Below are 12,495 nucleotides of genomic sequence, written 5' to 3' on the forward strand. Positions count from 1 at the left end.
CCTAGACTGCCGGTATGTCCTGGCTACGGCGATACGCGGCCGAACTCGCGGTCACCGTCGCGGTGGTCGCCGGCTCGCTGGCCACCATCCTCGACAACGGTGCGGAGCCCGGCCGCCACGTCGGCATCGGGTGGGTCCTCACCGTCCTCGCCTGCGCCGCCCTCTTCTTCCGGCGCCGACACCCACTCGGCGTCGCCGCGCTGACCCTGGTCTGCTGCGCGCTCTACTACCCCCTCACCGACCCCGACGGCCACGTCCTGCTCGCCTTCGCCTACGCGCTCTACAACGCCGCCGCGGCCGGGCGGATCCGGGGCGCCGCGCTGCTCGTCGTCGCCGCGATGGCCGGTGTCGCGGCCGGTGAGATCAGCCTGCCGACCGGGCGGAACGTCGACAACTTCGCCTTCTTCCTGATGACCGGCTGGTTCGCCGCCCTGGTCGCCGGCGGCGCCGTCGCGCACTACCGCGCGGAGGCCGAGCGGACCAAGGAGGCCGAAGCCCGGGCGCGCGCCACCGGCGAACGCCTGCGCATCGCCCGCGAGCTGCACGACGTGCTCGGCCACCACCTCGCGCTGATCAACGTCCAGGCGGGCGCCGCGCTGCACCGGCGTGACCCCGGGCAGGCCGAGGAAGCGCTCGCCGCCATCAAGGACGCCAGCAAGACCGCACTCCAGGAGTTGCGCGCGACGCTCGGCATGCTCCGCGAGACCGGGCTGCCGTCACTGTCGCGGATCGCGGAGCTGGCCGAGTCGGCCGGCGCCTCCGGGCTCACCGTGCGCACCGAGATCGACGGCGCCGCCCGCGACCTGCCGCCGGACGTCGAGCACGCCGCCTTCCGGGTGGTACAGGAAGCGCTGACGAACGTCGCCAAGCACGCCGGCGCGAAGACCGTCGTCGTCCGGCTGGGCTACGGCGCCGACGAGCTGACCGTGGCTGTCGACGACGACGGCCACGGCGGGGCGGCCCCGGCCGGCAACGGCATCCGCGGGATGGCCGAACGCGCGCGGGCGCTCGGCGGCGAACTGACCGCGGCCCCGCGCGAAGGCGGCGGTTACCGCGTGCGCGCCCGGCTGCCGGTGCGATGATGGGCCGATGATCCGGGTCCTGCTCGTCGACGACCAGCGGCTCGTCCGCGCCGGCTTCCGGTCCATTTTGGACGGCGAGGACGACATCTCCGTCGTCGCCGAGGCCGCGGACGGGCGCGAGGCGCTGCAGGCCGCGCACGACCACCACCCCGACGTCGTGCTGATGGACATCCGGATGCCGGTGCTCGACGGCCTCGCCGCCACCCGGCACCTCCTCGAAGACCCCGGCGTGCACACCAAGGTCGTCATCCTCACGACGTTCGACCTCGACGAAGACGTCTACGGCGCGCTGCGGGCCGGCGCGAGCGGGTTCCTGGTCAAGGACACCGAGCCGGCGGAGCTGATCCACGCCGTGCGCGTGGTCGCCCGCGGCGACGCGCTGCTGGCGCCGTCGATCACCCGGCGGCTGATCGCGGAGTTCGCCGCGCGCGGCACCCGCCCGGCGCGGTCGCCGGCGCTCGACCGGCTCACCGACCGCGAACGCGAGGTCCTGTCCCTGGTCGCGGCCGGATTGTCGAACGACGAGATCGCGCGTGAGCTCACGCTCAGCCCGGCGACGGCGAAGACACACGTCAGCCGCATCATGACCAAGACCGGCACGCGCGACCGCGCCCAGCTCGTCGTCCTCGCCTACGAGTCCGGCGCCGTGACGCCGCGGTGGCTGGCTCCCTGACCCGTACCCCCGCGGGAGTACGGGATCGGCCTTAAGGGACACCGCCGGTAGCACGCGAAGTGTCCTCCGCTGCGCGACGCGCGGTACGGCCGCTCTCGCGAATCCTTGTCCCCCATGGACACCATCACTCGTACCACCGGCGGGAGCCTGGCGCGGCTGGCCGGCTGGGCCCAGCGCCGCCGGTGGCTCGCCGTCGCGCTCTGGGCGCTGGTCCTCATCGGCGTCACGGTCACCTCGCAGCTGGCCGGCAGCGCGTTCCACGACGACAACTCCTTGCCCGGCACCGAATCCCAGCAGGTCGTGGACCTGCTCGAGAACTCCCCGCAGTCCGGCGCGAGCGCGCAGATCGTGCTGAAGGCCGACGGCGGGCTCGCCGCGAACCGCGCGCCGATCGACGCCATGCTCGACGACGTCCGGTCGCTGCCGCACGTGCGGTCGGTGACCGAGACGACGCTCTCGGCCGACGGGCGGATCGGCTACGCCACCGTCACCTTCGACGCGGCCTCGACCGACCTCCCCTACGACGACATCGTGAAGTTCGCCGACACCGCGAAGCGGGCCGGGCCCGTCGAAGTCGCGCTCGCCGGCGACCCGATCGAGCGGATCTCCGAGAGCGGCGGCCCCGCGGAAGGCGCCGGCCTGCTCGCCGCCCTGGTCATCCTCGTGTTCCTGTTCCGCTCGCTGCTCGCCGCCGGGCTGCCGGTGCTCACCGCGGTGTTCGCGGTCGGCAGCACGCTGGGCGTGATCACGGTCGTCTCTCACTTCGTCGACATCGCGAGCTACACCGCGCCGCTGATGATGCTGGTCGGGTTCGGCGTCGGCGTCGACTACGCGCTGCTGATCTTTTCCCGCTACCGCACCGAGATCCTCGCCGGCCACGACCGCGACGCGGCCGCCCGCCGCGCCCTCGACACGGCAGGCCGTTCGGTGCTGTTCGCCGGGACGACCGTGATCATCGCCCTGCTCGGCCTGCTCGCGCTCGGGCTCGGCGGGCTGCGCGGGGTCGCGCTGTCCGTCGCGCTCACCGTCCTGATGACGATGCTCGCGTCCGTCACGCTCCTGCCCGCGCTGCTGTCGCTGTTCGGCAAGCGGCTCGAGCGCGGGATCCGCCGGCACGCTCTTCGCCGGGACCACGGCAAGGCGTGGCGACGGCTCGCCGACGGCGTCCAGCGTCGTCCGCTGGCCCCGCTCGCCATCGGCTTGATCGTCCTCATCGGACTGTCCATTCCGGCTGCCGGCATGCGGCTCGGGTTCGCCGACGCGAGCACCGACCCGGCCGGCTCGACCACGCGCCAGGCCTACGACCTGCTGGCCGAGGGCTTCGGCCCGGGCTTCACCGGCCCGCTCGCGATCGTCACCGAAGACGGCGACACCGACGCGCTGCAGCGGAAACTCGCGGCCACCCCGGGGATCGCCCACGTCCTGCCGCCGATGGGCAGGACCGTGCTGGCGTTCCCCACGACGTCACCACAGGACGAAGCCACGGCCGAGCTGGTGACGCGGCTGCGGACCGACGTCCTGCCGGCGCTGCCGGGCCACTACCTCGTCGGCGGCTCGGTCGCGGCCGCGACGGACTTCGCCGGCGCCGTCGCGGACCGGCTGCCGCTGTTCGTACTGGTTGTCGTCGGGTTGTCGGCGTTGCTGCTGATGGTCGTGTTCCGGTCGATCCTGATCCCGCTCAAGGCGGCACTGCTGAACCTGCTGAGCATCGGCGCCTCCCTCGGTGTGATGACGCTGGTGTTCGGCGACGGCTGGTTCGGCGCGCAGCCGGGCCCGATCGAGGCGTTCGTGCCGGTGATGATCTTCGCGATCGTCTTCGGGCTGTCGATGGACTACGAGGTGTTCCTGGTGTCCCGCATGCACGAGGAGTGGCGCCGCACGGGCGACGCGCGGCTGGCGGTCCGCGAAGGCCTCGCCTCGACGGGCGCGGTGATCACCGCGGCCGGCGCGATCATGGTGCTGGTGTTCGGCGCGTTCCTGCTGGACCCGTCCCGGATGCTGGCGCAGTTCGGGCTGGGCCTGGCGGTCGCGGTGCTGCTGGACGCGCTGGTGATCCGCTGCCTGGTCGTCCCGGCGATCATGCGGCTGCTCGGGGCGAAGGCCTGGTGGCTGCCGCGGTGGCTGGACCGCCGGTTGCCGCACCTCGCGCTCGAACCCTAGGACCGCAGCCGCTGGGCGACAGTGGTGGCCAGTTGCCGGGCCGGCTCGCACAGCCGGTCCGGCCGCGCGGCGCTGTTCTCCACGTCGACGATCACCAGCTCGGCCGTGTCGACGTGCTTCTCGTCGGGGTAGGTGCGGTAGACGATCGCGACGGCGCAGCTGGTGCGGCTGCGGACCGCCGGTTGCAGCCGCGCGCCGAAGCCGGGCAGCGGCAGGGGCGTGCCCTCCAGGCTCTCGGCCTGGGTCCGGTCGAAGATCACCTTCACGACGCCGGGCCGGTCGGTGTAGTCCCAGCGGCAGCTCCAGTTCGTCAGGGACGGGGTCTGTTCCATCGGGCCGTCGCCGAGGGCGCCCTTGACCGCCGCGGGATCCAGCAGCGGGCAGGCCTCCTTGACCGCGAGGGACCCGGCAGGGAGCTCGCGCCGCTTGATCCGGTGGTCCTGCAGCCGGGACAGGGCACTCGCCAAAACGGCTTCGGTCATCCCGCAGAGGTCGACCTTTTCGTCGCCGTCCTGGTCGGCCTGGACGATGACCTGCGCGTCGTCGGGCAGCAGCAGGGTGCGGCTGCAGCGGTCCGGCTCGGCGGGCAGGCGCTGGATGCCGATCTCGCCGTCCTGCTGCACCGGCAGGCCGGGTTCGTAGGCGTCCGACACGAGCTGCACCCGGACGTCCACGACGTCACCGGGATCGCTCGCGAGATGGACCAGGGCGTCGCAGCGGTCGAAGTTGCCGTAGTGGTCGGTCGCCTCCACCCGGCCGTAGTGGCTGAGCGCCTCGGCGTAGGTCAGCGCGCACGGGTCCACGGTCCGCGGATCACCCAGGAACGTGGTCCGGCGCGCCTCGGCGACGAGCTTCAGCCCCACCGCGGCGACGGCGACGACCACGGCCGCGGCCACCGCGACCCGCCACCTCTTCCTGGCGGCGCGCCGGGCCGCGGGCGGGTACGGGTCGTCGGGCCGGGCGATCCAGGCGGTCTCGCGGGTCTCCTTCACCTTGACCTTGACCCGCCGGTAGGTGGCCGCGTTCGCGTCCGCGCTCTGGAGAACCACTTCTTCGAAGAACCAGGCGGAACAGACGAGGACGAGCACCCCGCCGGAATCGGCGAGTGCCTTTTTCAGCACGGGGGCGTCGAGCAGCCGGAACGCCTTGATGATCGCCGGCGAGGCCACCCCGTGCTCGTCGTAGGCGATTTCCCCGGCATGCAGGGCGACGCGCACGCGCATGCGTGCCTGCTCCGGGTGCCGGTCGTTGTGGGCGCGCACCGCCGCGGCCAGCTCCTCGGGAAACCGTTCCACGAAAGCGGATTTGGGTACTTCGGCGGGCACGAGGACGAAGAGGCCGTCACCCGCGTCGTCGAGCCGCGAGTCCGACCAGGGCAGCTCGCAGCGGAGGAAGGCCGTCTCCAGTGCCTCGTACAGCCCTTTTCGGAGGGTGAGCAGATCCGGTGTCGTCCTGCTCTTGTCGCCGTACTTCTCCACGTCGATCAGGAAGATCGTTCGGTGCACGGGCAAATCCATCCGCAGCACCGTACTCGCGCCGGCGCGGTCCCCCATCGGGTGATCGGCACGACGAAGGGGCTCTCCCCGGCCGAAGCCGGGGAGAGCCCCTTCGGTCACCGCTTATTCGTAGATCTCGCCCTTGGCGGCCTTCTCCACCAGCGAAGCAGGCGGCTCGAAGTGGTCGCCGTACCGGGCGGCCAGCTCGCGGGCCCGGTCGACGAAGCCCTGCAGGCCACCCTCGTACTGGTTGATGTACTGGATGACACCACCGGTCCACGCCGGGAAGCCGATGCCGAAGATCGAGCCGATGTTGGCGTCGGCCACCGACGTCAGCACACCCTCGTCGAAGCACTTGACCGTCTCGAGCGCCTCGGCGAAGAGCATCCGCTCCTTGAGGTCCTCGAACGGCACCTGCGCCGAGCCGGACTTGAACGCGTCGCGCAGGCCCGGCCACAGGCCGGTGCGCTTGCCTTCGGAGTCGTACTCGTAGAAGCCCGCGCCCGTCGAGCGGCCCTTGCGGTCGAACTCCTCGACCATCCGGTCGATCACGGCCTCCGACGCGTGCGCCTTCCACGTGCCGCCGGCCGCCTCGATCGCCTCGCGGGTCTCCTTGCGGATCTTGCGCGGCAGGGTCAGCGTCAGCTCGTCCATCAGCTGCAGCGGCGGCGCCGGGTAGCCCGCCTGCGAACCGGCCTGCTCGATCGACGCCGGCTCGACGCCCTCGCCCAGCGCGGCGACGGCCTCGTTGAGGAACGTGCCGATCACGCGCGAGGTGAAGAAGCCGCGGCTGTCGTTGACGACGATCGGGGTCTTCTTGATCTGCAGCGTGTAGTCGAAGACCTTGGCCAGCGTCGCCGGCGAAGTCTTCTCGCCGCAGATGATCTCGACCAGCGGCATCTTGTCCACCGGCGAGAAGAAGTGGATCCCGATGAAGTCCTCGGTGCGCTGCACGCCCTCGGCGAGGGTGGTGATCGGCAGCGTCGAGGTGTTGGAGCCCAGCACCGCGTCGGCGTTGACGATGCTCTCGATCTCGCCGAACACCTTGTGCTTCAGCTCGACGCTCTCGAACACGGCCTCGATGACGAAGTCGACGCCCGCGAAGTCGGCCGGGTCGGCGGTCGGCTTGATGCGAGCCAGCAGCGCGTCCGACTTCTCCTGCGTGGTCTTGCCGCGCGAGAGCGCCTTCTGCTCCAGCTTTTCCGCGTAGCCCTTGCCCTTCTCGGCCGCCTCCTGCGAGACGTCCTTGAGGACGACGTCGATGCCCGCCTTCGCCGAGACGTACGCGATCGCGGCGCCCATCATCCCGGCGCCGAGCACGCCGACCTTCTTCGCGGTGTACTTCTCGAAGCCGTCCGGCCGCGAGCCGCCGGAGTTGATGGTCTGCAGGTCGAAGAAGAACGCCTTCGTCATGTTCTTCGAGACCTGGCCGGTGGCGAGGTGGATGAAGTAGCGCGTCTCGATCTGGATCGCGGTGTCGAAGTCGACCTGCGCGCCCTCGATCGCGGCGGCCAGGATCGCCCGCGGCGCCGGCATGTTCGCGCCCTTGATCTGCTTGCGCAGGTTCGCCGGGAAGGCCGGCAGGTTGGCCGCGAAGCTCGGGTTCGACGGGGTGCCGCCCGGAATCTTGTAGCCCTTGACGTCCCACGGCTGGACGCCGCCCTCGGGGTTCGCCTTGATCCACGCCTTCGCGGCGGGGACGAGCTCCTCGACCGTGCCGACCAGCTCGTGCACCAGGCCGAGTTCCAGGGCCTTGGCCGGGCGGTGCCGCTGGCCCTGCAGCAGGACGTTCAGCAGCGCGCTTTGGATGCCGAGCAGGCGCACGGTGCGGACCACGCCACCGCCGCCGGGCAGCAGGCCCAGCGTCACCTCGGGCAGGCCGATCTGGCTGCCGTGGGAGTCGGCGGCGATCCGGTGGTGCGTCGCCAGCGCGATCTCCAGGCCACCGCCGAGCGCGGCGCCGTTGATCGCCGCGACGACCGGCTTGCCGAGCTGCTCGATGCGGCGCATCTGCCCCTTCATCAGGGTGCTGCCCTCGGTCAGCTCGACCGCGTGCTCGGGCTTGGCCTGGATGAGGTCGTTCAGGTCACCGCCGGCGAAGAAGGTCTTCTTGGCGGACGTGATGACGACGCCGGTGATGGAGTCCTTCTCGGCCTCCAGGCGGTCGACCGTGACCCCGAGCGACTCGCGGAAGTCGGCGTTCATCGTGTTCGCCGACTGGTTCGGGTCGTCCAGGGTCAGGGTGACGATGCCGTCGGAGTCCTGCTCCCAGCGGATGGTCTTGCTTTCAGGCATTTCGGTCCTCACACCCGCTCGATGATGGTCGCGACGCCCATGCCGCCGCCGATGCACAGGGTCACCAGGGCGCGGCGCGCCTGGCGGCGTTCCAGCTCGTCGACCACGGTGCCGACCAGCATCGCGCCGGTGGCGCCGAGCGGGTGGCCCATGGCGATCGCGCCGCCGTTGACGTTGACCTTCTCCTCGTCGAGGTGCAGGTCCTTGATCCACTTGAGCACGACGGAGGCGAAGGCCTCGTTGAGCTCCCACAGGTCGATGTCCTCGGGCTTGAGACCCGCGGTCTTCAGGACCTTCTCGGTGGCCGGGGTCGGCCCGGTGAGCATGATCGTCGGCTCGGAGCCGATCGACGCGGTCGCCACGATCCGGGCGCGCGGGGTCAGCCCGAAGGTCTTGCCGACCTGCTCGGAGCCGACGAGGACGAGCGCGGCGCCGTCGACGATGCCGGAGGAGTTGCCGCCGGTGTGGACGTGGTCGATCTTCTCGACCGAGTGGTACTTCTGCAGCGCGACGGCGTCGAAGCCGCCCAGCTCGCCGATGCCGGCGAAGGCGGGCTTGAGCTTGCCGAGGCCCTCGACGGTGGAGCCGGGGCGGCGGTGCTCGTCGTGGTCCAGGATCGTGACGCCGTTGATGTCCTTGACCGGGACGACGGACTTGGCGAAGTAGCCCCCGGACCAGGCCGCCTCGGCGCGGTCCTGCGAGCGGACGGCCCAGCGGTCAACATCCTCGCGGGAGAAGCCCTCGATGGTCGCGATCAGGTCGGCGCCGGTGCCCTGCGGGACGATGTAGTTGTCGTAGGCGGTGGCCGGGTCCATGAACAGCGCGCCGCCGTCCGAGCCCATGGGTACGCGCGACATCGACTCGACACCACCGGCGATGACCAGGTTGTCCCAGCCGGAGCGGACCTTCTGCGCGGCGGTGTTGGTGGCTTCGAGGCCGGAGGCGCAGAAGCGGTTGAGCTGCACGCCGGCGACAGTCTCGGGCAGGCCCGCGTTCAGCGCGGCGGTACGCGCGATGACGGCGCCCTGCTCGCCGACCGGGGAGACGACGCCGAGCACGATGTCGTCGATCGCGGCGGGGTCGAGGTTCGGGTGGCGGACCTTCAGTTCGTTGATCAGGCCGACCACCAGGTCGACCGGCTTGGTGCCGTGCAGGGCACCGCCCTTGTTCTTGCCGCGAGGCGTGCGGATCGCCTCGTAGATGTAGGCCTCGCTACTCACTGAACAACTCCTCGCGAGCGGGTTCGGACGTCGTCGTGCCGTGGCCGAGTATACCGGCCAGTAGGGCTAATGCCCATTAACATATCTCCGGATAACCCCATGGTGTCAATGGGTTGCAGGTGTGCCATGAGCCGCTATCGTTCACTCACCATGACCGAACGCAGCTCTCGCCCTCGTGACCGCAAGGCCCAGCTGGCCGCGGTCGCCGCGGAGCTGTTCCGCGCCCGCGGCTTCCCCGGCGTCGGCATCAAGGACATCGCGGACGCGGCGGGCGTCACCGGCCCGGCGTTGTACCGGCACTTCGCGGACAAGCAGGCGATCCTGGCGTACGTGGTCTTGAGCGGTTTCGAGGAGCTGGAGGAGGCGACGGCGGAAGCGCTGTCGGACTCGGTTCCCCCCGCTGACCAGCTGGAGTTCCTGCTGGGCCTGCTCGCCACCCAGGCGGTCGAGCGCCGCGAAATAGCGGCGCTGTGGCGCTGGGAAGGCCGCCACCTCCCGAAGGAGGACCAGCGCGAGATCGCCCGCCGGTCGCTGCTGGCACTGGCGACGTGGTCGAAGGCCCTGCTGGCCCGGCGCCCGGAGCTGCCCGCCGAAGACGCGGAGCTGCTCTGCTGGGCGGCGCTGTCGGTGTTCGGCAGCGTGAGCGTCCACCACACGTCGGTGGCCCGCCGCCGCTTCGCGCAGTTACTGGTCGAACTGGCCCTGAATGTGCTCAACGCCACACTGCCGGCACCGGCTCCAGCGCCGTCCGTCCCGCCGGTGAGCCTCGGCACCCCATCACGCCGCGAGCAGGTCCTGGCGGCGGCAACGGCGCTGTTCGCCCAGCGCGGCTTCCACGACGTGAGCATGGAGGACATCGGAGCGGCGGCGGGCATAGCGGGCCCCAGCGTGTACCGCCACTTCCCCAGCAAGGCGGCCCTGATGGTGGCGATCGGCCACCGAGCGGCGGACAGGCTGGCCCTGGCGGCCGAGCGGGCTCTGCGCACATCGGACGAGCGATCGGCCCTGCGCAGGCTGGCAGCGTCGTACGTGCACACGATTTTGCACACCCCGGAGCTGCTGGTGTCGTTCTCGGCGGACCGCGTGACGATGCCGGACCGCGACAAGGCGGATCTGCTGCGGGTGCAACGGGATTACGTGGCCCAGTGGGTGACACTGCTGTCGGCGGTGCGGCCTTCACTGCCGCAGCGCGAAGCGAAGATCACGGTGCATGCGGCGTTGACCATCGCGAACGACCTGGCCCGGACCCGCCGCGTGGCGGCGAGGCCACACTTCGAAGCGGAGCTGACGACGTTGCTGCACATCGTCCTCGGCGTTGCCTGAACTCCGGTCGCAGATCGGTTCACTACCTTCCGCCCTTCCTGCCGGGGGCGCTGGTCAGGCATCATGGACGTGGCGACTCGGCCGTTTCCGTTCGTGAGTGGGGATGGGACATGAACAGAGTTCTCGAACACCCGAACCCGGGCGCACCACTGGTCGATCTGAGTGCGGTGCCGCTCAGCGCGCTGCGCACCATGAACAACCCGGAGTTGCAACGCGCCTTGCGCCGTGTGGTCGAACAGTCGGCGGCCCCACAGTTCTGCGATATGAAGCGCGACGACAGCTGGCACGACTAGCAGTGCCGTCATGCCGGCGGGCCAGGTACACGTGACACCGGGTGAACTGCCGGTGCACCGGATCGGGACAGCGGATTTCGACGCGATCGCGAACGGAACCGGGGATATCAGCGCTATGCGGCTGCTGCGCGAAGCGGAACGCAGCCGGAGGTTGCTCCTGCTTCGCGCGATCACCGACCTCGTGGCGAAGGACCCGTCGTCGCACGGCCCACTCCCGCACCCGGACGAAGCCTGGGACCTGCTGGCCCGGGTGCAGAGCCTCGCCCCCGAGGCTGTCGACCTGCTGCTCGGCCATCCCTACACCGGCACGTGGGCGGGCTACACCATCCGGTTGCTGCGCAAGCAGATCACCGGCGTCTGTCCGCTGTGGGTGCACACCGGCCACCTGCACGCGCTGGCGGCCGCGGCGGCGATCCGCGCCGGCCTCGACTTCACCACGACCATCCCGGTCTGGGCCGGCACCGCGATGCTCCCCGGCCTCGGGGTGGCCCGGTTCCGGGACGACGCCGAGTGGGCAGTGGCCGAAGTGCGCCGCACCGGAACCGTGCTGGAACTGGACAACGGCCGTGAGATCGTCCGGGCACCTGCTGACCCGGCCACGGACGGGCCGGGCTGGTGGGGCTTGCGCCAGGTGACAGCCGTTTCGGGTGACCGCGTGCTGTCCCTGCGCCTCGACGACCTCGACCCCTACCGTGGTTCCTTCGAGCCCGTTCTCCCCCAACGCCTTCCGGAGGACGAACGGAAGAACTGGACCCGCCTGCTCGACGACGCCTGGCGGATGATCGTCCGCTGCCTGCCCGACACGGCGGACGCGTTCCCGGTCGGGTTCAGTTCACTCGTGCCGCGGCCGATGCAGCCCTTCCACACCATGAGCGCGTCGAGTGGCGAGGCGTTCGGCAGCGCGGTCATTTCGCTGCCCACCGATGCCGCATCATTCGCCGCATCACTGGTGCACGAGTTTCAGCACAACCGGCTCAGCGGGTTGCTGCACCTGCGGCAGCTGCACCAGGACGACCCGGCCGAACGGTTCTACACCGCCTGGCGCGACGATCCCCGGCCAATCGGCGGAGTTTTCCAAGGCGTGTATGCCTTTTTCGGCGTCACGGCGTTCTGGCGAGCGCTGGCCCGGTTCGAGGACGAGCCGTTCCAGCGGATCGCCGAGTTCGAATTCGCCTACTGGCGGCAAGCGGTGTGGCAGGTCCTGGAGGTGCTCCGGGCCGATCCTGGGCTGACCATCGACGGCCGGCGGTTCCTGCGCCGGATCGCCGAGCAGCTGGGACCGTGGCTGCGTGAGCCGGTGCCGACGCCCCGGGCGGCCGCGGCGAGCGCGACCCTCCTCGACCACTACGCCGGCTGGCGGCTGCGTCACCTGCGGCCCGACCCGCTGGTCGTCCGCACCTTGGCCGAAGCCTGGTCGGCCAAGCGCCCCCGGCCGGCTCTGGGCTTCCTGCCCGACGCCGACCCCACCCCCGTGCCCGACGGCCGGTGGCACCACGCCCGGCTGGACCTGACCCGGCTCACCCTTGCCGATCCCGCCGGCTTCGCCCGGCAGTGGCCGGAAGTGCCGGGGGCGACCACGGCCGACTTCGCCTACGTGTCCGGCCACTTCGGCCAGGCGGCCGAGGGCTACCGAGCGGAGCTGTCGGCCGATCCGGACAGCCCGACGGCCTGGACGGGACTCGGGCTCGCCCTCTCCCGGTCCGCCACCGGACCGGCCGGGTCGGTCCTGCTGCACCAGCCGGAGCTGGTCCGGGCGGTGCACCGCCTGGTGGTGGCCGACGGCGCCGCGCCGGACACACCGGACGAGCTCGCGGGCTGGCTCGGCTGGCTGCGGACCGGCACCCGGCCGGTCCGCAGCTGAACCCGTTACAGCGCCGATCAGTACCAATCCGCCCACAGTCACGGCCGAATGACTTCGCGGCAACGGTTACGTGCCGCGTGGGCGTCGGCCTG

General features: G+C 71.0%; 9 protein-coding genes. 6 read left to right on the forward strand and 3 right to left on the reverse strand.

The features are described from left to right. Window positions 1-14 precede the first annotated feature (14 nt). The 3 genes from I4Q55_RS32925 to I4Q55_RS32935 all read left to right on the forward strand — a co-directional run bounded on the left by I4Q55_RS32925 (window position 15) and on the right by I4Q55_RS32935 (window position 3,915). Window positions 15-1,082: a sensor histidine kinase gene (locus I4Q55_RS32925; protein ID WP_206793421.1), complete on the forward strand. Its 1,068-nt coding sequence runs from the start codon at window positions 15-17 to the stop codon at window positions 1,080-1,082. Window positions 1,083-1,089: 7 nt separating this feature from the next. After that, window positions 1,090-1,755 carry a response regulator transcription factor gene (locus tag I4Q55_RS32930; RefSeq protein WP_206793423.1) on the forward strand — a complete coding sequence of 222 codons (666 nt, stop codon included), beginning with the start codon at window positions 1,090-1,092 and terminating at the stop codon, window positions 1,753-1,755. 114 nt (window positions 1,756-1,869) lie between these two features. Then, window positions 1,870-3,915, forward strand: coding sequence for an MMPL family transporter (locus tag I4Q55_RS32935; protein WP_206793424.1), 2,046 nt, complete (start codon window positions 1,870-1,872; stop codon window positions 3,913-3,915). Here I4Q55_RS32935 and I4Q55_RS32940 read toward each other — a convergent pair. The 3 genes from I4Q55_RS32940 to I4Q55_RS32950 form a co-directional block, all read right to left on the reverse strand. Next, a complete protein-coding gene (locus tag I4Q55_RS32940; RefSeq protein ID WP_206793427.1) occupies window positions 3,912-5,420 on the reverse strand; it encodes a hypothetical protein in 1,509 nt (502 codons plus the stop codon). The genes I4Q55_RS32935 and I4Q55_RS32940 overlap by 4 nt on opposite strands. Before the next feature lie 114 nt (window positions 5,421-5,534). Further along, the gene (locus tag I4Q55_RS32945) at window positions 5,535-7,706 is read right to left on the reverse strand and encodes a 3-hydroxyacyl-CoA dehydrogenase NAD-binding domain-containing protein (protein WP_206793429.1); all 2,172 of its coding nucleotides are present in this window, start codon (window positions 7,704-7,706) and stop codon (window positions 5,535-5,537) included. Between the two features lie 8 nt (window positions 7,707-7,714). After that, entirely contained in the window at window positions 7,715-8,926 is a 1,212-nt protein-coding gene (locus tag I4Q55_RS32950; RefSeq protein ID WP_206793431.1) for an acetyl-CoA C-acetyltransferase, read from the reverse strand. Between the two features lie 150 nt (window positions 8,927-9,076). On the opposite strand from I4Q55_RS32950, the gene I4Q55_RS32955 reads away from it, so the two are divergent. The 3 genes from I4Q55_RS32955 to I4Q55_RS32965 all read left to right on the forward strand — a co-directional run bounded on the left by I4Q55_RS32955 (window position 9,077) and on the right by I4Q55_RS32965 (window position 12,403). Continuing rightward, window positions 9,077-10,249 carry a TetR/AcrR family transcriptional regulator gene (locus tag I4Q55_RS32955; protein WP_242547194.1) on the forward strand — a complete coding sequence of 391 codons (1,173 nt, stop codon included), beginning with the start codon at window positions 9,077-9,079 and terminating at the stop codon, window positions 10,247-10,249. A 110-nt stretch (window positions 10,250-10,359) separates the two neighbouring features. Further along, window positions 10,360-10,542, forward strand: a complete 183-nt coding sequence (fxsA, locus tag I4Q55_RS32960) for an FxSxx-COOH cyclophane-containing RiPP peptide (protein ID WP_206793436.1) — start codon at window positions 10,360-10,362, stop codon at window positions 10,540-10,542. A gap of 10 nt (window positions 10,543-10,552) precedes the next feature. Then, the gene (locus tag I4Q55_RS32965) at window positions 10,553-12,403 is read left to right on the forward strand and encodes an HEXXH motif domain-containing protein (protein ID WP_242547195.1); all 1,851 of its coding nucleotides are present in this window, start codon (window positions 10,553-10,555) and stop codon (window positions 12,401-12,403) included. Window positions 12,404-12,495: the final 92 nt, after the last annotated feature.

Origin of the sequence: Amycolatopsis sp. MtRt-6, assembly GCF_017308975.1 — a bacterium.
GTDB lineage: Bacteria > Actinomycetota > Actinomycetes > Mycobacteriales > Pseudonocardiaceae > Amycolatopsis.

Excerpts from the sequence above, each read along its gene's own strand:
- I4Q55_RS32925 (WP_206793421.1), top strand. The coding sequence starts at position 15 with ATGTCCTGGCTACGGCGATACGCGGCCGAACTCGCGGTCACCGTCGCG.
- I4Q55_RS32930 (WP_206793423.1), top strand. The coding sequence starts at position 1,090 with ATGATCCGGGTCCTGCTCGTCGACGACCAGCGGCTCGTCCGCGCCGGC.
- I4Q55_RS32935 (WP_206793424.1), top strand. The coding sequence starts at position 1,870 with ATGGACACCATCACTCGTACCACCGGCGGGAGCCTGGCGCGGCTGGCC.
- I4Q55_RS32945 (WP_206793429.1), bottom strand. The coding sequence starts at position 7,706 with ATGCCTGAAAGCAAGACCATCCGCTGGGAGCAGGACTCCGACGGCATC.
- I4Q55_RS32955 (WP_242547194.1), top strand. The coding sequence starts at position 9,077 with ATGACCGAACGCAGCTCTCGCCCTCGTGACCGCAAGGCCCAGCTGGCC.
- fxsA (WP_206793436.1), top strand. The coding sequence starts at position 10,360 with ATGAACAGAGTTCTCGAACACCCGAACCCGGGCGCACCACTGGTCGAT.
- I4Q55_RS32965 (WP_242547195.1), top strand. The coding sequence starts at position 10,553 with ATGCCGGCGGGCCAGGTACACGTGACACCGGGTGAACTGCCGGTGCAC.